Here is an 18,098-nt window from a genome sequence, read left to right on the forward strand (position 1 = left end):
GGAGGATTGCATCTATGGAAATATACAATATATTGTTGAGCGTTATCCTTGTTCTAAATATCATCCTTGCATTATTTGTCGTGTTTCTGGAGAGAAGGGATATCGGTACAACGTGGGCATGGCTGCTCGTGTTGTTCTTTATTCCGATTGTCGGATTTGTCGTGTACCTGCTGTTTGCGCAAAATTTATCCCGTTCCAAGCTATTCAAGTGGAAAGATTTCGGGAAGAGTGAAATCAGCAAATTGTCGGAGACGCAAAACAGTCTGCTGCACTCGGGACAGTTTCACGTGGTCAACGATACGGCGGCGAAAAATATGGATCTCATTCATTTGCATGCCCTCCACAATCACGCTATTTATACCGAGGATAATCAGGTTGAACTGCTAATTGACGGCGAAGAGAAGTTTGGCCGGCTATTGCGGGATATCCGGGAAGCGAAGGAACATATTCATGTTCAATACTATATTCTTAAAAGGGATTCGATCGGAAAGAAGCTGATGGAGGCGTTAATCGAAAGGGCTCGAAGCGGTGTCAAGGTAAAAGTCCTATATGATGAAATGGGCTCAAGAACATTAACGAGCAGATTCTTCAAGGCATTTTGCGAGGCCGGAGGCGAGGTTGCGGTATTTTTTCCATCCCGCTTCCGACTAATCAATCTCAGGCTGAATTATCGAAACCATCGAAAAATGGTAATCATCGACGGTAAGATAGGATACACAGGCGGATTTAATGTCGGCGACGAGTACTTGGGATTAAACAAGAAATTCGGCTATTGGCGCGATACTCACCTAAGAATTGTAGGCACTGCCGTTTTTGCCCTGCAGACAAGGTTCATTCTGGATTGGAACCAAGCTTCTGCCAATGATATTATGTACGATCCCGGCTACTTCCCTCATACGGAATCTACGGGGAACATCGGTATGCAGATCGTGACCAGCGGCCCCGATTCGGAGATGGAGAACATCAAGATCGGTTATATCAAAATGATCATGGCTGCTAAAAAATCAGTCTCCATCCAGACCCCTTACTTTATCCCGGATGCAAGTCTGTTGGATGCTCTGAGAATAGCTTCCATGTCCGGCGTAGAAGTGAATATCATGGTTCCGAACAAACCGGATCATCCTTTTGTATACTGGGCAACCTTATCCCATATCGGCGAGATGCTTAAGACGGGAGCCAACGTTTATCTCTATAACAAAGGATTTATTCATGCAAAGACGATTGTCGTGGATGAGAAAATTTCTTCTGTAGGTACGGCTAATATCGATGTCAGAAGCTTCAAATTAAACTTTGAGGTAAATGCATTTTTGTATGATAAGGAATTTGCAAGCAGGCTAACACGCATATTTGAAAAGGATATTGAAGATTGCGGGCTGCTTACTCTGGAGCAGTATAGGCAGAGACCCCGGTCGATTCGTATCAAGGAATCCGTCTCCAGATTGCTCTCGCCTATTTTATGAAAAAGCACACGCCGCATTAGAGACGAAAGCTAAACGGGCTTTTCCGTTTTTTAGCCCCCACTTTCAGTTCGCTTTCATAGATAAGAAGAACCTCCATCCCCACTTTAATAGCGGAATTGGAGGTTCTTTGGCGTAGTAAATGGGATTTCGTCACTTGCGCTAACACTTCTGGGACAGCCTCGTCTAGAGCCGCTTCCACGATGATTTCTGGCTATGAAAACATGGCAGGTCCCTTGATATTATATGCCGATTACGTTTATTCCTATGAATCCGGGAATGATGGTGCAGATGCATTACGGTTCTTTTGTTTACATGTTGAAAGCTCATCTGCATGGCGTCCTCGAATTAACCGACGACAGCGTACTCGAAGCAATCCGTTCCTACTTAAAACAAGCATACCCCACGGGCTGCGGCAGATGAGGAATGCTTAATTCTCGTTTCACATCAACCGCTTCGTAAAGCTCTATATGAAGGGGCCAGCCTGTAATTTATTAAATAGTTCCGAGAGCTGAATAATATTGGCATAGTCATCTCACCAATTACATCATCTATCGTCATATACCCAATCAAAAATAAGCCATGACCATATCTTAGGTGTAGACCGACGGAGGGGATGGCTTAATGCGGAATACCACCGTACGGAAACAAAACTAGGGAGGGTTTTAGATGTCCGGTTTTAGAGGAGCCTTCACATCGACTGGCACGATTCTTGTTTTGTTCATTTTGTTGGTGATCGTCGCTTGTTCCTGCGGTTTCTTCGGTGGAGGCTTCGGCTACTAATTCTGTTGTGATTTAGAAAGGAGATAAATAAAAAATGGGTGAAGTTGCTGAAGTTCGCGGATTTGAAAACAGAGGATTTACTTCTACCGGTACTATCCTGGTTCTTTTCATTCTGTTGGTCATCGTGGCCTGTGCTTGTTGTGGTTTCGGATACTAATACTGTTGTAATAATGATTCTAGCCCTTTTCATCCTACTGGTCATCGTCGTATGCGTTTTGATATAAAATAATAATCTAGTCTCTAGGAGGGAGCCAATACGCTTCCCTTCTACATACTATAAATACAAATAAATCCCCCACCAGCCGGATGGTCAAGACCCTTATTTGTGGACATTGTAAAAAAGCCCTAGGCAACAAGCTGGCGTCGGTACTCAACCGGCGTCAGCTTGTTTCATTTTCTCTGTGCTCGTTCCTCGTTATAAAAGCGGATGTATTCCTCAATTCGCCTTTGTGCTTCCTCGATACTTCGGATATCATAGGGATAGAGAGCTTCTACTTTCAAATGTGAAAAGAAGCTTTCCATTGAGGCATTGTCATAACAATTGCCTCGTCGAGACATGCTGATTTGGGCGCCAACCTTTGGCAGCATGTCGTGGTATGCATGGGACGTGTACTGGCTTCCCTGATCGCTGTGAACGATCAGTCCAGTCACGTCTTTATGCGTTTCAAATGCTTGTCTAAACGTTTCTAAAACAAGTGGATTATCGTTACGCCTGCTCATATGGTAGGCCACGATTTCACCGTTCCAAAGATCCTTTACGGCGGATAAGTAAATCCGATCGTCGAATACACGATATTGTGTAACATCGGTAACCCATTTTTGATTGGGGCCATCGGCCTTGAAGTTCCGTTGCAGCAGATTCTCAGCTATTCTCCCGTCCGATACAGCTGCTTCATAGCTTGTTCGGTAGACATACTTTCGACGGATGATTGCCTGGATTCCTAGCTCCCGCATGAGGCGTAGAACCTTCTTGTGATTCACGATAAGACCATATTGACGATACAATTCATCTTGAATGCGACGATACCCCACAGTCCTGTTGCGTTGCTCATAGATGGCCAGGATCTTGCTCTTTAGTTCACCGTCGGCATTTTCTGCAGTACGCTTCAAATAGGCATAGTAACCGCTTCTGCTTATCCCTAAATATGCACATAGCCCCTTAACGCTTTGTTTTTCCTTTAGTTCATCGACGACGTAGTGCCTGTCCTGTAACCCTCCCGATTCAAGATTTGTAACCACTTTTTTAGGACGTCCACCTCTAACTGCAGCCGTCGTATTTGGCGTTCCTGTTCGGTCTCAATCTTTGAAGGATTCCCCCGCTTATCCTTGAATCCTGTCATCCCGCATTCCCGATACTTCCTCATCCACCTTTTCACACGGTCCTTATCTTGTATGCCCAAATGTTCCGTGATCTTTCGGTAGCTCCATCCCTCTTCGACATGAAGCCGAATGGCTTCCACTTTTAACGACTCTGGGTAATGCTTAAACTTTTGTCCTTTTATCGCCATAAAAATGCACCCCTTAGAATTCATCGGATTAACCTAAGGGTTTTTCCAATGTCTATTCTAAGGGGCGCACTTCAGGAGCCAGTGGGGGGATTTATTCTATGAAAATTAAATAGTAGCTACCTTCAATTCTGCACCAGGAGGCCTCTTACGCAAAAGATCCCAGGAATTGGCGTTTGCTCACAAGCCCTCTTCGCTTGCTGCATTCGCACAAGCAGGCAGCCCGCCACTGGCGTACATTGAACAATAACCAGTGAGCGAGGTGAACTTCCATGACACAATCTAAAGAGGTATTCGCACGGGCCAAGCAGCTGCAGGGTAGGCCGGTATGCATCACCCTGTATAGCGGAAAGACCTACGTCGGCTACATTACCGACGTCAACAGCAGCGGCTTGACGCTGGCCAACGCCGGAGCTCAGCCGCGTAGCTCATCCGGGAAGCAAGGCTCCCTCCCTAGTCAGCGCAGAGCCGGATCCCATGCCTCGGGCAGACGTTCCGGCAGTCGGCGAAGCGGCGCGCGCAAGCCATCCGTCCGTTCCCACTCCCGCAAGCCGGACGCCCAGGTATCGTCCTTTCTGCCGATGATAGGCTCGCTGTTCGGGGGATTAGGCGGCATCGGTGGGCTTGGCGGCGCCGCTGCGGGATCGCTCGGTGGTGCGTTGGGCGGCGGCGTGCGGCTGTTCGGCATGATCCAGCGATTTTTCCCGGTCATGCAGTTAGGGTTCGGCATGATCAAACAAGTAAGCCCGTTTCTAGGCGCCTTTCAAGGCTTGATGAAGCCATCTGGAGCTGCTGCGACATAGGGTGAATCACCGTAACCGCAAAATGAATAGCCCTTTTTTGGACGGACCAAGGGGGCTATTCGCGAGCGGCGGGGAGCCGCTTTTGTGAAACTTCTATGCGAGCGGGTGGACACGAATGTCTTCTCGAAGGTTGATATATTATTAACGAGGGGTTACGATCGAGCCGCCAAGAGAGGAGGATGTCCATTACCCAGTAGTGGAAGCTTGTAGTAAAACGTCCATTACATAAATGAGGACTTTGATCTTTGCAGATCAGTTTCTTGTCGTTTAAAGGGTCAAGTTCTTGTCGTTCGAGGAGGAGAAGGAGGCTGCTGTCGGAGGACAAGAACATACATTCATTAAGATCCGCGCGCTGCGCGGTTTTTTTCTATATGGATATATGTTCTTGTCCAAACTCAAGGACAAGAACATATATCCATTGCCGTTTTTGGACAAGAACATATATGCTTTCCTGCAAATGAATAAACGACAAAGATGAAGTGTTTAAAAAGATTCGGCAATTCGGCAGCTACATCGCTCAACTCCCTCGTTTTGATTTAGTTTGCTCCTGAATACTCGCTTATTCGCAGGATTTCACCCTTGTCTAAAAATATAAAAGACAGAAGGGGCGACCGTTACTTGACCTAGGCAACATGAGGGCGTACGGAAATAGAGGGTGTTGTCGACACCCCAATATATTCCATATACTGCAAGCATTCTCCATGCCGCCCCTGGAGGTTTTCACTCCCATGTCTCAACGGGTCAGAGCCCTCTCATTCCTTCGTTACACCTATCCAAGGGGTGGAGGCCGGTCTTGCTAACGGAACGGGTCAGAGCCCTTTTGTTGAATGTATCCGGTACTCCGTGCTTTCTTTGAAATCCTGCGAATAAGCCAATTCTTGATGAAATGAACAGTTACGTGCTAAGCTGCTTCTTGCTGTGGCAAGGTTTTTAGCGGAATATAATCTTGACTGTTACGGGCCATACCAACTAAGATTCTTGCCAATTTACTACATAGTTTCATAATGGATCTCATTTTCTTCAGCTTCTTCGTCTGAACATTGTAAGCATGCATGGCTTGGAATTCCGGATTTGTCATGACCATGCTCATCGTGGCCATAAATAGGAAGCGGCGAAGTCGTGAACGGCCACGTTTACTAATGACGATCTGTCCGGACCATTTGCCTGAGCTAGCCTCGGTGAGGTTAAGGCCGGCGTGGCGAAGCAAGGCATTCCCATGTGTAAATCCGCTTAAGTCACCTGCTTCTCCGAGAATACCAGCTAGAGAAATAGCGCTAATTCCTTTAATAGCAAGCATGGACTTAGCAAAAGGAATACACTTCAATGCGAATAGAATCTCCTTTTCTATGACCTGGAGCTGTTCACAGGCGAGATCATACTCTGCAAGTAATTGTTTTAAATGAAGCTGGTAAGCATATGCAGCGTGCCTAGCACCGACCGAATGGTTGGCTAACGTTATGAGTTCCTGGGCCCTTCGTAAGCCACTGTGCCGCTTCATGAGTGTTTTCCACCCTTGAACTACGTCCTCTGGTTGCTTTTCACGAAGCTCTGACGGAGTAGGGAAGAGTCGTAGCGTTGCCAAGGCACCAATACAAGTAATGTGCTTGAATACTTGTCTGAACTCAGGAAAGACCACGTCCACCCATCGGTGGATTTGGTTTTTGGTACTAACGAGGCGTTTAACCACAAAATCGCGATTCGAAAGAAGAACACGCAGTTCTTCAAATGCTTCAGGTGTGTTGCGTCTAGTCGAGTAGTAGCCGTTTTTCACCATGTCGGCGATGACAAGGGCATCCTTTTTATCGCTTTTTGAGCGAGTGTTATCCCGGTTTTCTTTGTTCTTTTTCACAAGGTGAGGGTAAACAAGAACAACTTCAAAATGGCGCTGAGCCAACCAACGAGATACGTTTAGCCAATAATGACCGGTAGGTTCCATACCTACAATGGCTGAATTTAAGTGATAAACAGTTTGCAGTTTATGAATCCAATGAAGAAGGCTGCAGAACCCATCATCGTCATTAGTAAACGATAAGGGTTCTCCAACGATGATACCGCGGAAGTTTACAGCTCGAGCCACATGTGACTGCTGTGCGATGTCGATCCCGACGACGAGATGTGAAGAGGTAATGTTTTCAATGAGTTGATTTTGTCTGGCTTGCGATTTAAACTTCATAGTAGAGCGTCCTCCTGGATGATAGGTTTTTGGGGCATGACCCCGTGCGCAACCCTATCGTACCGAGGCGCTTTTATTTTTACAAAGCCGAAAATAATCCATCTACAGGAATGCTAACGGGCAGTTTAGTTAAATACATTTCAAATGAAATGATGTAACTTTTACGGCATTATCACGTCTATATAAGGATGGTTTTAGGCAAAAGGAGGACTTGGAATGCGTCATAAAAAAGCATTCATTATATCTTTTACGGGATTTTTAGCTTTGCTGGTAGCATTCATTTATTTATGGGAAACCTTGTAGCGAATACAAGAATTGAAGGATACGCTAGGAGCATTGGCATTAGGATTGCAAAAAAAACTCCACCTCTTCCCAATGTTACTTCTGGGCAAGCACAATAGACGGTTGAAATCTTTGGCTGACGGTAATACAGAAAATCTCCGCCTTCGGCAATACCCGAACTGCGGTATAAAGGAAAATGGTGATGATAGAACAATATGGACACTAAAAAAAATATTGAAAATATCAGCCTATTAAAAGAGAAAATATCTGATTGGCATAAGTTGAGTGAAGAAGAACTGTTTCTTGCTGTTAAAGAGTTTGAGAAAACGCCCAGGTTAGAGGTTATTATCAAGATTTATTTAATGATCCGAAGTTTTCTAAAATCCTTCTTGATATCTATATTAGGCATAAGGATAATACTAAGCTTATAGTTCTGCTTGTTTCAGCAATTGGGAATATGATTCAGAGATATGTTCTTCCGGAAACAAAGGAAATTTACGAATTCATGCTGGAAAATTCAGATAAAAGTAACATTGGACCTTATGTTGCGATATTCCTTCCTAAATTAAAATATTTTTATATTTATGATAAAAAATGGAACCGTACCACAAATGACGCAAATTTTTAACCAAGAAAATTGTTTCATGTCAAGGGTACTGTAAGTAATTGTATTGCCTTCTGTAATTTCTAAAGATTCTGGGTCTATCATAAGTTGAGGTTTCTGAAAGCACGGGGACGGACAATAATGTTTTGACAGAAATAGAGAGTCACCATAGAATCAATAGTGTAGCGGAAGCACTGTACTTCAAGAGGGATCCTTGGAGAACACTAGACGGTCCCATTCGTTTGCCGCGTAAATGGACAAATAAGTAGAAAATAAGGGGGATTTTAAATGATTCCGGGTTATACCAGGTGCGTTATCCACAATGGTGTTTCATTCAAGATCCCCGACAGCACCCAACATCTGAAGAGTGAACATTCCCATGGCGGTCTCCGTCTCGAAGTTCTCAGATAAACTGCGGAACGTAATTCTGTGCTGGCCCAGTTCCTCAAAAATCTTCAAGAGGTCTATGGGGCGGTGGCTATTGAACGCTCCGGTCGCATAATCCTTAAAGCGTGCCAACAATTCAAGAGCTATTGAAAACTTCACTAAGTTGGGGTGAAGTCCCTTTTTTATGCTAAAAAATACTTGTATCTCAAAGACTTAGATTAATGCAAAATGCTCAATTCTAAAAAAAATGTACTGGAGGAATACTAGGTGAAAAAAATTATTTTCACTTTACTCGCAACGGTTATGTTACTCTCGCTTAATCCCGCAACCATTGTTACTGCTGCTGCTCTAACCGCTATAAAAACCGCATCTAAAGTCACAGTGGACGGCGTTGTGAAATCTTTCGACGCTTACACTATCAACGGTAATAACTATTTCAAGCTACGTGATATTGCCTACATACTGTCTGGCACGACAAGGCGGTTTGAAGTCACATGGGACGGAGAAAAGAACGCAATCAGCCTTTTCAGCGGCAAGCCTTACACCGTTATCGGTGGTGAAATGACTTTGACAACAGGTGACAGAACAAAGAGTGCGATACTCTCAACCTCGAAAGTCTACCTCGAAGGTAAGGAAATCAAGTTGACGGCTTACACCATCGACGGCAACAACTATTTCAAGCTCCGTGACCTCGGCAGCACTTTTGATTTTTATGTAGGGTGGGATGGTAATAACAATACTGTCGAGATTGAGTCGATGTTTAGCTATGTACCTGAAAACAGTGGCGATAGCTATTCGTATATAGGTGATATAAATGTAGGTAATACACAAAAAAATAATATAAGCAATTGGGCAAATGTTTCACCCCTGCAGCAATTCTCCTACAAGAATGAGGGGGTGGCATATGCTTATGTAAAGGATAGCAGTCTTATAATTGTAACCCCTAGTAAAGAATTGAGCGTTGAAATGAAATATCCTAAAATAGGGGATGTGATTTCCGATGATGATGGCAACTTCTACATTGTGTGGGGGAAAAATGGAACTGCCAACACGGAGCAAACGGTTTTTATCTCGAAATACTCACCGAATGGTGCGCAAATAAAAACCACAGGCTTTGTTGGGGCATCTGCAATGGGGGCAGATGGTAACACAAAGATTCCGTTCGATGCCGGAAACTGCGTTTCCGCAATCGACAATGGTACCTTAATGGTTAATTATGCCCGCACAATGTACAATGGGCATCAGTCTAATAATGTAATAGCTGTCAACACAACAGATATGTCCCCTTACAAATTTGAGTCTCTTATTTGGGATAGCAGTCAAGCTAATATTCCGTATGTCAGCCATTCATTTAACCAATCCGTAATATATTCAGAAAAAGCCAAGGATTTTATTTTCGCCAATCACGGTGATGCGTACGGACGTGGGTTTATTATCGATAAATTGCGGAAAGAAATGTATACGGACTATGAAAAATTAATATATGCGTCAAAATACCCGACGCTTAACATTTTTAATTTCTATCTTGAAGCAAACACAAATTACAATATGTCGATAGTAAACAAGACCTTTGCACAACTTGGCGGACTTGCGGAAACAAGCAAAGGTGTTGTGCTTGTCGGAGCATCTGCAAAGTCTATCAGCGAGGCGGCAAAGACGGAAAAGCAAAATCTGTTTATTCAAATATTCGACCCGCTTGCCAAAGAGTTGTCTTCGTCTACGGTTGTCGGAGGAACTACTCGTAGTGGTGCAACATCGTTCGACATTAATGACAACAAAAACTCACCTTTAACGAATGTAACCGATTATGGCGTTATTTGGCTCACAAATTATACTGACAAGAATGTTATCACACCACAGGTTGTCGTAGCTGACGACCATATCGTGATATTGTGGACAGAAAATAGTAAGTCTGTGTCTGAATCCTTTTATATGGTGTTGTCTGCGGGGGGCGATGTTATTACTCCGGCAACCTCACTCGGCATAAAGAATTTAAATTCTTATGAGGTGCCGATATATCATAACGGCCTTGTCTACTGGGCTTATACTTATAATGGAAAACTAAGAGTTGTGAGTATAAAGCCATAAAGCAAAGAGTATTCCTATCGCTGTTTAAATAATCTCAACTTTCGCAGAGCGAAAATCGGCTTAAATGCAAGATGTAACTGAAAGCGTTTGGGGGCGGACTGTCGTTTCGCCGTTAGCCCCGTTGCGGTGAACCTTACCACAAGTGATGGTAAAGCAGAAACTCGAACTATCGGTTTTTTTTAGATTTCATAAGTATTAACTAATACATTAATTAAAAACCGGATTCGTTTTTGAATCCGGCTTTTACATTTTGGCTCAGTAAAGCAACTTTGCGGTCGTGCAGGATGCTCGCAGATTGGCCGCCGATTTTCTGGACTCGACGGGCACGATAGCACAATCGTTACACGACGGCAACCGGACAGATGATCGGATCGGCTATCTTGGATCCAATTATTACACTCTAAAGTGAGGAACTGACTATGACGAAGCGTTCGGAACTGAGAAAAGTAAAGACACAATAGTATAGATGTATAAAATATGGAATTTGTGTCCATATTGTTTCTATTTTTCGCGGATAGACCCTTTAATCTGAACCACATCGTATGTGACGGCGAAAAATCGGGGTGTGGGAGAGTGCGGGGAATGTTATAGGTACTTTGGTATAAAGGGAATACAATTCGTGAAACTTTTGCTTGACAAGATGAAGGGATTTATGCAAAGTTACTGGTGTCGAATAGGTTAAAAAGCGCGAAGCGAGGAAAAGGTGAAACACTCTGAAAGCGAATAGGTTGGAAGCGTTCAGCGATGGGGTGCTGGCGATTATCATTACGATCATGGTGTTGGAATTTAAAGTGCCGGAAGGCCATGACTGGTATGCGCTAATCGAACTGGGCCCAAAGATTCTTAGCTACATCTTCAGTTTCGTATATATCGGCATCTACTGGAACAATCATCATCATCTGCTGCACATGGTTCGAACGATGAACGGGCGGTTGATGTGGCTCAACTTGCTGCTTCTTTTCTGGTTATCCCTCGTGCCGTTCACGACAGCTTGGATGGGGGAAAGCCATTTTGCAGCTACTCCAACTGCGCTGTACGGTATTATTCTACTACTTGCGGCTTTCTCGTACTGGTTGCTTCAGCGCGCGATTATTAACCAACATTCTGGCGATTCCTCATTCGTCGTGGCGATGGGTAAAAACTGGAAAGGGAAATTATCTCCCTTGCTCTACCTGATCGCGGTCTTGACCGCATATGTGAGTCCTTGGATATCCGGCTTCTTTTTCGTACTTGTTGCCGTGATCTGGTTTGTGCCGGATAAGCGAATCGAGCAAGCACTGCGAGGGCACTAAGAAATGCTCTTCGATTCTCGCGTTCAAGGGGTATTACTGGAAACTACATGGTGGACTGTTAGCGAAATAGCTGAGTGGATGAGAACGATCCATTCGGCTTTTTTATTGTCCAGCGACACAAATGTCCCTAGATTTACAGGGTATAAAATAATGCTTGCAATGTGGGAGCATTTTGATATAATCGTAAATGTTGAATTTGATAATCATTATCAATGGAAAATTGATTGCAATACATACAACTTTGGAGGATGATTCAATGTTTCGCCATTCCAAAAATCTTTACGCTTCTATTATGCTCGTACTCATGCTTGTTGTCGTTCTGGCAGGGTGTACGACCGCGACCGATAAAAATAAGGCATCGGACGCTTCCGCAGAACCGGGAAAGCAATCGTCCGCGCCGGCGGAAAAAACGCTGACTATCTCCTGGCCCAAAGATATCGGGCCATTGAATCCGCATCAATATACGCCGAATGAATTTTTTGCGCAAGGCATGTACTACGAACCGCTTATCGGCTATGGCGAAGGCGGCAAGCTGGTGCCGAAGCTGGCGGAATCATGGAACATTTCGGAGGACGGCAAAATGTATACGTTCAACCTCCGGAAAAACGTGAAGTTTTCCGACGGATCGGATTTTGACGCTAACGTTGTGAAGAAAAACTTCGATACGATTCTGGCCAACCGCGATATGCATAGCTGGCTCGGCTTGATCAGCCAGATCGAGAAAACGGAAGTCGTGAACGCGAACACGTTCCAAATCACATTGAAAAACCGTTATTATCCGGCACTACAAGAGTTCGCAGTAGTAAGACCGCTTCGTTTCCTCGGTGCCGCAGGCTTTCCGGATGACGGCAATACGGCAAAGAGCATCAAAAATCCGGTTACAACCGGACCATGGGTCCTGAGCGAGTACAAAAAAGATCAAATTGCGGTGTTTACCCGTAACGAACAGTATTGGGGAACAAAGCCTAACATCAATAAGCTGATCGTCAAAGTGATTCCGGACGGCGAAGCAAGAGTGCTGGCTCTGGAGAAGGGCGACATCGACTTGATCTACGGCGAGGGCGTCATCAGCTTGGATTCTTTCGTCAATTTGAAGAAAAATGACAAATTCAAAACGTCCGTCTCCGATCCTGTCGCAAGCCGTGCTCTGATTGTCAATACGGCAAAAGGGCCGTTCGCCGATCTGAATGTACGTTTGGCCCTGCAGCATGCGGTGAATAAAAAAGCATTGGTCGACGGGGGAACGAACGGCGTTGAGAAAATGGCCGATACGATCATCTCGAGCAATTTCCCTTATGCGAACGTAGGCTTGAAAGCTTACGATTATAATGTGGAAACGGCTAAGGCTTTGCTGGATAAGGCCGGATGGGTGTTACCGGCAGGGAAAACGGTACGCGAAAAAGACGGGAAGCCGCTCGAGATCGAATTGGTTTACATGGGGCCCGACCAAATTGAAAAGCCGATGTCGGCCGCTATGCAATCGGATTTGAAACAAATCGGCATCTCCCTCAAGACGACCGGATTGGAACGGGAGCTCCGCAATAAAAGGATGGAAAGCGCGGATTTCGATCTGCTGTTCTGGAATACATACGGTGCTCCGTACGACCCGCATTCGTTCGTTTCGACCAATTATGAGAAGGGGTACGGTATTTTCGAATCGCAGCAAGGACTGCCGATGAAAGATACGCTTCATCAACAGATGAAGGACGTTCTGCTAACCGTCGACGAGAAGGAACGGCAGAAGTTGTACACGTCGATTTTCACGACATTGCATGAGCAAGCCGTATATTTACCTCTCTCCTACTTGACGAATATTGCCGTTTATCCGAAATATGTGACCGGGCTGAAGTTCCCTGCTCACCGCGATGAAACGCCTTTCGACTTGCTGGATATTCAGAAATAAGATAAGGTGCTCCGATATGAAGATGCTAGTTTACGTGTTGAAACGAATGCTGACGATGGTCCCCATTTTACTGGGGGCCTCCTTCGTTTCTTTTTTGCTTTTGCGGCTGACTCCGGTTGATCCTGCCAAGGCTTATTTGTCCGTCTCCAATATCGTTCCTACGGAGGAAACGTTAAACGCCGTTCGCGCCCAGCTTGGATTAAACCGTTCCTTCTGGTCGCAATATGGACATTGGCTATGGCAGCTATGCCGTTTGGATTTCGGGACCTCGTTTTTCAGCAAATTGCCGGTTTCTCGCGAGCTGGCAGCCAGGCTCCCTATTACCGCGACTTTGGCATTGCTAAGCTTGGCCTTTGCCATCGCCATCAGTATGTTGTTGGGCATTGCCTCTGCCGTCCGCAAAAACCGGTTGCTCGATCATGTGAGCCGGTTGCTGGCGTTTCTGGGCGCTTCGGTTCCCCAGTTTTGGCTGGCTTACCTGCTGATTTATTTTCTTTCGGTGAAGCTGGATTGGTTTCCGCTGCAGGGGGCCGATTCGTGGCTTCATTATGCGCTGCCTTCCTTTACGCTGGCGTTTGCGCTAGTCGCTACCTATTCCCGGTTACTGCGAACGGGGCTGCTGGAAAGTCTTGAAGAGTCGTATGTGTTATATGCCAAAGCGAGAGGACTAGGAACGTTTACAGTAGTAGGGCGTCATGCGATTCGCCATGCCATCCGTCCGGTTGTTACGGCTGCGGGAATGAACTTGGGGAAATTGTTTGCGGGAACCGTAATCGTCGAGCAGATTTTTGCCATGCCGGGCATGGGCGGGTTCTTTTTGGAATCGGTTTATCATCGGGACTATCCGGTCATTCAGGCATACGTATTTATTATGGCTATCGTATTTGTAGTGGGAAATTTAGCGGCGGATGTTATACAAGCCTTGTTGGACCCGCGTTTGACGAAGGCCAAAGGGAAGGAGATCTGACATAGTGGGGGGCATACGAATCGTATTACGGACTGCCGGACGGCAAAAACTTATCGTTGTCTGCATACTGCTGCTGCTGGTCATCGTGCTTGCCGGTCTTCTTGCTCCTGTGCTTGCGCCGAACGATCCGAATCTCGTCGATCTGACACATAAGCTGGAAGGGCCGTCGAGCCAATATCCGCTTGGCACCGATCAGTTGGGACGCTGCGTATTATCCCGCCTGCTATATGGCACGCAAGTCTCGCTCAGCCTGGCTTTGTTAATCGCTACCGCCTGTTTGATCATTGGGCTTGCTCTCGGTTGCTTGGCCGGCTATGCCGGCGGGAAAATCGACAGTCTCGTCATGCGGGCTTGCGACGCAGTTCTGGCTATCCCCTCCCTCATTCTTGCCATTAGTTTGATTGCCATATGGGGTGCGGGGTGGAAGCAAATGGCGGTTGCGCTCATTATCGTGCAGTCCGTTTACTACGCCCGCTTTATTCGCGGAATCGTCAACAATCTGAAGCAGCAAACGTATATCGTCGCCGCCCGTGTTTGCGGCACGCCGCCCTTGCGGATGATCGTTCGGCACATCATCCCTAATCTTCTTCCTCCGTTGCTTATTGTCGTAACGCTGGAAATCGGTTGGGTCATCATGGACATTTCCGCTTTGTCGTTTATCGGGCTTGGCGTGCAGTCACCGACTCCGGAATGGGGGGCGATGATCAATGAAGGGAAATCGTCCATACGCAGTCACCCGAGACTGATGATTGCGCCAGGGCTGATGATTTTCGGTATGGTCGCTCTGTTGAATACATTGGGTGAGGCGCTGGGCGAGAAGAAGGGAATTACGAAATCGTTAAGAAAAATGGCGAAGGAAGCGAACAAACCATGACGGAGAACGCTATCGAACCCGTGCTCTCAGTGAACGGATTGAGCGTCCAAATTCAAGTAGAGCAAGGCTTGCTTCAAGTTTTGCATGATATCTCGTTTCGTATCGAGGCTGGCAAGGTACTGGGGATCGTAGGCGAGAGCGGCAGCGGGAAGTCGATGCTCTGCTTGGCCGTTCTTGGACTGCTGCATCAATCCGCGAAGATCGTGCAAGGTAATATCCGGGTAAAGGGTCTGGAGCTTGTCGGTATGCCCGAAAGCAAACTACGCCGCATTCGCGGACAGGAACTATCCTTGGTGCTGCAAAATCCGATGACGGCTTTCAATCCCGTTCTAACGATAGGGAAACAGTTCGTGGAAACCCTCCGGGCTCACAAAAGCTTGTCTCGTAAGCAAGCCAAAGAGAAAGCCGTAGCGTGCATGAAGCAAATGAGCTTGCCTGAGCCGGAGCGCATAATGAGTCAATATCCGTTTGAATTAAGCGGGGGCATGCTGCAACGGGTCATGATCGCACTCGCTATCTCGATGGAGCCGTCGTTACTGATTGCGGATGAACCGACGACCGCGCTAGACGGCATGAACCGCCGGAATGTGATGGAAGCTTTTCGTACCATTAAAGAGGGGGGGCGGACGGCCATTTTGCTCGTTTCGCATGATTTAAGCGTGATCGGTGAGCTTGCGGACGAAATCATCGTCATGAAGCATGGGCATATGGTAGAATCGGCATCGGCTGAACGGCTGCTTGCATCCCCCGAACACGAGTATACTAAATTGTTGTGGAATGCTAGACTGACGGCTGAGAGCAGGAACGAATAGGAGTCGAATGAATTTGAAAACATCATTAAACGAAAACCCTTTTAGCAATAGAGCGGTTTGGCTGTATGCGGTAGCCTTTATTTTCTACGCGACCAATCATATGTTAATCATCGCGCTGCCGTTTTTCTCGCAGAGCCTTGGGGCGGGACGATCGGAGATCGGCATTATTATGGGGGCGTATATGTTTGTCTCCATGTTTCTGCGTCCGGTTGCAGGCGCCGTAGTCGATCGGTTTGGATCGAAAAATATATTTATGATCGCGCTCGTATTAAATGCGCTCGTACTCGTCACCTATACCGCTGAAAGCCTATGGGCATTTGCCTTCATGAGGGCTTTACAAGGAGCGATACTCGCATTCTTTTCGATGACCGTTCATCTGCTTATCATGGATATGCTTTCGGATAAAATGCGGGGACAAGGGCTTTCCCTGCTTTCGCTCGCATCGATGCTGCCCTACACGTTCGTGCCCGCGCTCGTATTATACATGAAAGACCAGGTTTCGATGACGCAGCTGCTGCTTTTATTTGCGGGACTCGGCTTTTGCAATATTTTACTCGGGTTCCGGTTATTTCGGACGATCAGCGGTGCATCTCCCAAACCGTCAAAAACGGAGGCGACTCCATCGCTTGAAAGAGGAAAAGGGAAAGCGAACCGGGCGATTATTTTCCCGTCGCTGGTCATGCTGCTAGCTTCCATCGTGTTCAGCGTCGCTCCGACCTTCTTGCCGTTATATTTGGAAAGCAGCGGGATTCATACGGCGCCGCTCTATTTTCTGACGGAAACGGCCGTGTTGATCGTCATTCGTTTTTTTGGACGAAAATACATTCCATCCTCGCAAAACTTTCCGAAATGGCTGCTTGTCTCGCTAGTCGTTTGCTTTACTCTATCGCCGGCATTGTTGTCCATATCGGTTTCTACGCCTGTCTTGCTCGCCGCGGCGGTATTCAACGGACTTGCGCTGTCGTTGCTTTACCCGACCTTGATGACCTATATTTCCTTCGTCGTACCGGAACGGGTTAGAGGATATTCGATCGGCTGGTTTATTGCTGCCGCGGACTTCGGCACTTCCTCGGGAGCTTTCGTTATGGGTTTGCTTGCCGATAGCTTTTCGTACGGCGCTATGTTAAGCACGGCAGCCTGCATAGGCGGGGCAACGTTGATTGTAACCTTACTGTATCGCGGACATAAGGCGGTGGTCCAATGAGTTTGCTTGTAGCGGATCGCGTCTCTAAGACGTACGCGCCTTCAGTCTGGTTTCGCACAAAAGAGCCGGAGGCCTCAAGTGTTTCCGACGTTTCTTTTGCCATTGAGGCGGGCATGTGTTTAGGGGTGCTGGGTGAAAGCGGGGCGGGTAAAAGCACGATAGGCAATATGGTACTGGGACTGCTCCCTCCCGACAGCGGGACCGTCACCTTCCAAGGAGTCGATATGTATCGTTCGGACCGTCACATGCGTAAAAGATGGCGCCGGGATTTGCAGGTCGTTTTTCAGGATTGCTATTCCGCAGTCAATCCGCGTATGACCGTAAGGCAAATTATTGGAGAGCCGTTGCGAAATTACGAGCGATTGTCTCCTCAAGAGGAGGCCAGGGTCATTTCGGAATTGCTGGAGACAGTCGGTCTCGTTGCCGACGATATGTTTAAGACGCCAAAGCAAATGAGCGGCGGTCAGCTGCAGCGCGTGACGATAGCCCGGGCGATCGCATTAAAACCGAAATTGATCGTGCTTGACGAGCCGGTCAGTAGTCTGGATATGATCGTACAGAAGCAAATCCTGCTTCATCTTAAGGAATTGAAGCAAAGATACGGATTGTCGTATCTGTTTATTTCGCATGATGTTATGGCCGTAAACGTGCTCTCCGATCAGGTTGCCTTTATCGATAAAGGCACGATTGTGGAGACGGTCGAAGCGGACCATCTATTTGCGTGCGACCATCCGGTTTCCAAGCGGATCATACAAGCCGCCGCTTTTTAGCTGCACAAAGACACCTTTGATTCATTCAGAGAAAAGCCCTCTCCTTGATCACGGTCTATCAAGGGAGGGTTTATTTCGTGTTAATCGGTATATTGCGTTCCGATTGGCACCCGGGTTGACGGACATCGCGAGGACTCCGCTCTGGCCGAACGCTAAGTCTTTTTATCCGTATACGACAGCGCCTGAACCGGTGA

16 protein-coding genes are annotated in these 18,098 nt (G+C 46.6%); 12 read left to right on the top strand and 4 right to left on the bottom strand.

What is annotated here, in order from left to right; translation table 11 throughout:
* The first annotated feature begins 14 nt into the window (after nucleotides 1-14).
* The 3 genes from cls to ACKGJP_RS13185 all read left to right on the top strand — a co-directional run bounded on the left by cls (nucleotide 15) and on the right by ACKGJP_RS13185 (nucleotide 2,397).
* Entirely contained in the window at nucleotides 15-1,460 is a 1,446-nt protein-coding gene (cls, locus tag ACKGJP_RS13175) for a cardiolipin synthase (protein WP_409346089.1), read from the top strand.
* A 666-nt stretch (nucleotides 1,461-2,126) separates the two neighbouring features.
* The gene (locus tag ACKGJP_RS13180; protein ID WP_409346090.1) at nucleotides 2,127-2,240 is read left to right on the top strand and encodes a YjcZ family sporulation protein; all 114 of its coding nucleotides are present in this window, start codon (nucleotides 2,127-2,129) and stop codon (nucleotides 2,238-2,240) included.
* A gap of 34 nt (nucleotides 2,241-2,274) precedes the next feature.
* The gene (locus tag ACKGJP_RS13185) at nucleotides 2,275-2,397 is read left to right on the top strand and encodes a sporulation protein YjcZ (RefSeq protein ID WP_409346091.1); all 123 of its coding nucleotides are present in this window, start codon (nucleotides 2,275-2,277) and stop codon (nucleotides 2,395-2,397) included.
* A 233-nt stretch (nucleotides 2,398-2,630) separates the two neighbouring features.
* Here the strand turns inward: ACKGJP_RS13185 and ACKGJP_RS13190 are convergent, their stop codons facing one another.
* Together ACKGJP_RS13190 and ACKGJP_RS13195 are read right to left on the bottom strand one after the other, a co-directional pair.
* A complete protein-coding gene (locus tag ACKGJP_RS13190; RefSeq protein WP_409346092.1) occupies nucleotides 2,631-3,479 on the bottom strand; it encodes an IS3 family transposase in 849 nt (282 codons plus the stop codon).
* The gene (locus tag ACKGJP_RS13195) at nucleotides 3,419-3,772 is read right to left on the bottom strand and encodes a transposase (RefSeq protein WP_409346093.1); all 354 of its coding nucleotides are present in this window, start codon (nucleotides 3,770-3,772) and stop codon (nucleotides 3,419-3,421) included. The genes ACKGJP_RS13190 and ACKGJP_RS13195 overlap by 61 nt, the downstream gene beginning before the upstream one ends.
* A 245-nt stretch (nucleotides 3,773-4,017) precedes the next feature.
* Here ACKGJP_RS13195 and ACKGJP_RS13200 point away from each other — a divergent pair, with 245 nt between their 5' ends.
* Nucleotides 4,018-4,548 (top strand): hypothetical protein, encoded by a 531-nt coding sequence (locus ACKGJP_RS13200; RefSeq protein ID WP_409346094.1) that lies wholly within the window; start codon nucleotides 4,018-4,020, stop codon nucleotides 4,546-4,548.
* A gap of 901 nt (nucleotides 4,549-5,449) precedes the next feature.
* Here the strand turns inward: ACKGJP_RS13200 and ACKGJP_RS13205 are convergent.
* Together ACKGJP_RS13205 and ACKGJP_RS13210 are read right to left on the bottom strand one after the other, a co-directional pair.
* Nucleotides 5,450-6,721 (bottom strand): IS110 family transposase, encoded by a 1,272-nt coding sequence (locus ACKGJP_RS13205; protein ID WP_409346095.1) that lies wholly within the window; start codon nucleotides 6,719-6,721, stop codon nucleotides 5,450-5,452.
* 1,216 nt (nucleotides 6,722-7,937) lie between these two features.
* Nucleotides 7,938-8,153, bottom strand: coding sequence for a recombinase family protein (locus ACKGJP_RS13210; RefSeq protein WP_409346096.1), 216 nt, complete (start codon nucleotides 8,151-8,153; stop codon nucleotides 7,938-7,940).
* 108 nt (nucleotides 8,154-8,261) lie between these two features.
* Between ACKGJP_RS13210 and ACKGJP_RS13215 the strand changes: the two genes are divergently transcribed.
* The 8 genes from ACKGJP_RS13215 to ACKGJP_RS13250 all read left to right on the top strand — a co-directional run bounded on the left by ACKGJP_RS13215 (nucleotide 8,262) and on the right by ACKGJP_RS13250 (nucleotide 17,904).
* Nucleotides 8,262-10,082 (top strand): hypothetical protein, encoded by a 1,821-nt coding sequence (locus ACKGJP_RS13215; RefSeq protein WP_409346097.1) that lies wholly within the window; start codon nucleotides 8,262-8,264, stop codon nucleotides 10,080-10,082.
* 713 nt (nucleotides 10,083-10,795) lie between these two features.
* Entirely contained in the window at nucleotides 10,796-11,374 is a 579-nt protein-coding gene (locus tag ACKGJP_RS13220; RefSeq protein ID WP_409347152.1) for a TMEM175 family protein, read from the top strand.
* 256 nt (nucleotides 11,375-11,630) lie between these two features.
* Entirely contained in the window at nucleotides 11,631-13,277 is a 1,647-nt protein-coding gene (gene nikA, locus ACKGJP_RS13225; protein WP_409346098.1) for a nickel ABC transporter substrate-binding protein, read from the top strand.
* Between the two features lie 16 nt (nucleotides 13,278-13,293).
* Complete coding sequence (gene nikB, locus ACKGJP_RS13230; protein WP_409346099.1) at nucleotides 13,294-14,244, top strand: nickel ABC transporter permease; 951 nt, start codon at nucleotides 13,294-13,296, stop codon at nucleotides 14,242-14,244.
* A 1-nt stretch (nucleotide 14,245) separates the two neighbouring features.
* Entirely contained in the window at nucleotides 14,246-15,118 is an 873-nt protein-coding gene (locus ACKGJP_RS13235) for an ABC transporter permease (protein ID WP_409347153.1), read from the top strand.
* Entirely contained in the window at nucleotides 15,115-15,930 is an 816-nt protein-coding gene (locus ACKGJP_RS13240) for an ABC transporter ATP-binding protein (RefSeq protein ID WP_409346100.1), read from the top strand. The genes ACKGJP_RS13235 and ACKGJP_RS13240 overlap by 4 nt, the downstream gene beginning before the upstream one ends.
* 13 nt (nucleotides 15,931-15,943) lie before the next feature.
* Nucleotides 15,944-17,134 carry a staphylopine family metallophore export MFS transporter CntE gene (gene cntE / locus ACKGJP_RS13245; protein WP_409346101.1) on the top strand — a complete coding sequence of 397 codons (1,191 nt, stop codon included), beginning with the start codon at nucleotides 15,944-15,946 and terminating at the stop codon, nucleotides 17,132-17,134.
* The gene (locus ACKGJP_RS13250; protein ID WP_409346102.1) at nucleotides 17,131-17,904 is read left to right on the top strand and encodes an ATP-binding cassette domain-containing protein; all 774 of its coding nucleotides are present in this window, start codon (nucleotides 17,131-17,133) and stop codon (nucleotides 17,902-17,904) included. Before cntE ends, ACKGJP_RS13250 begins: the two co-directional genes overlap by 4 nt.
* Nucleotides 17,905-18,098: the final 194 nt, after the last annotated feature.

The organism is Paenibacillus litoralis (assembly GCF_046244365.1).
In the GTDB taxonomy this organism is placed as follows: domain Bacteria; phylum Bacillota; class Bacilli; order Paenibacillales; family NBRC-103111; genus Paenibacillus_V.

What these genes read in the sequence shown, in the direction of transcription:
- cls (WP_409346089.1), top strand. Translation starts at nt 15, where the DNA reads ATGGAAATATACAATATATTGTTGAGCGTTATCCTTGTTCTAAATATC.
- ACKGJP_RS13180 (WP_409346090.1), top strand. Translation starts at nt 2,127, where the DNA reads ATGTCCGGTTTTAGAGGAGCCTTCACATCGACTGGCACGATTCTTGTT.
- ACKGJP_RS13185 (WP_409346091.1), top strand. Translation starts at nt 2,275, where the DNA reads ATGGGTGAAGTTGCTGAAGTTCGCGGATTTGAAAACAGAGGATTTACT.
- ACKGJP_RS13195 (WP_409346093.1), bottom strand. Translation starts at nt 3,772, where the DNA reads ATGAATTCTAAGGGGTGCATTTTTATGGCGATAAAAGGACAAAAGTTT.
- ACKGJP_RS13200 (WP_409346094.1), top strand. Translation starts at nt 4,018, where the DNA reads ATGACACAATCTAAAGAGGTATTCGCACGGGCCAAGCAGCTGCAGGGT.
- ACKGJP_RS13205 (WP_409346095.1), bottom strand. Translation starts at nt 6,721, where the DNA reads ATGAAGTTTAAATCGCAAGCCAGACAAAATCAACTCATTGAAAACATT.
- nikA (WP_409346098.1), top strand. Translation starts at nt 11,631, where the DNA reads ATGTTTCGCCATTCCAAAAATCTTTACGCTTCTATTATGCTCGTACTC.
- nikB (WP_409346099.1), top strand. Translation starts at nt 13,294, where the DNA reads ATGAAGATGCTAGTTTACGTGTTGAAACGAATGCTGACGATGGTCCCC.
- ACKGJP_RS13240 (WP_409346100.1), top strand. Translation starts at nt 15,115, where the DNA reads ATGACGGAGAACGCTATCGAACCCGTGCTCTCAGTGAACGGATTGAGC.
- ACKGJP_RS13250 (WP_409346102.1), top strand. Translation starts at nt 17,131, where the DNA reads ATGAGTTTGCTTGTAGCGGATCGCGTCTCTAAGACGTACGCGCCTTCA.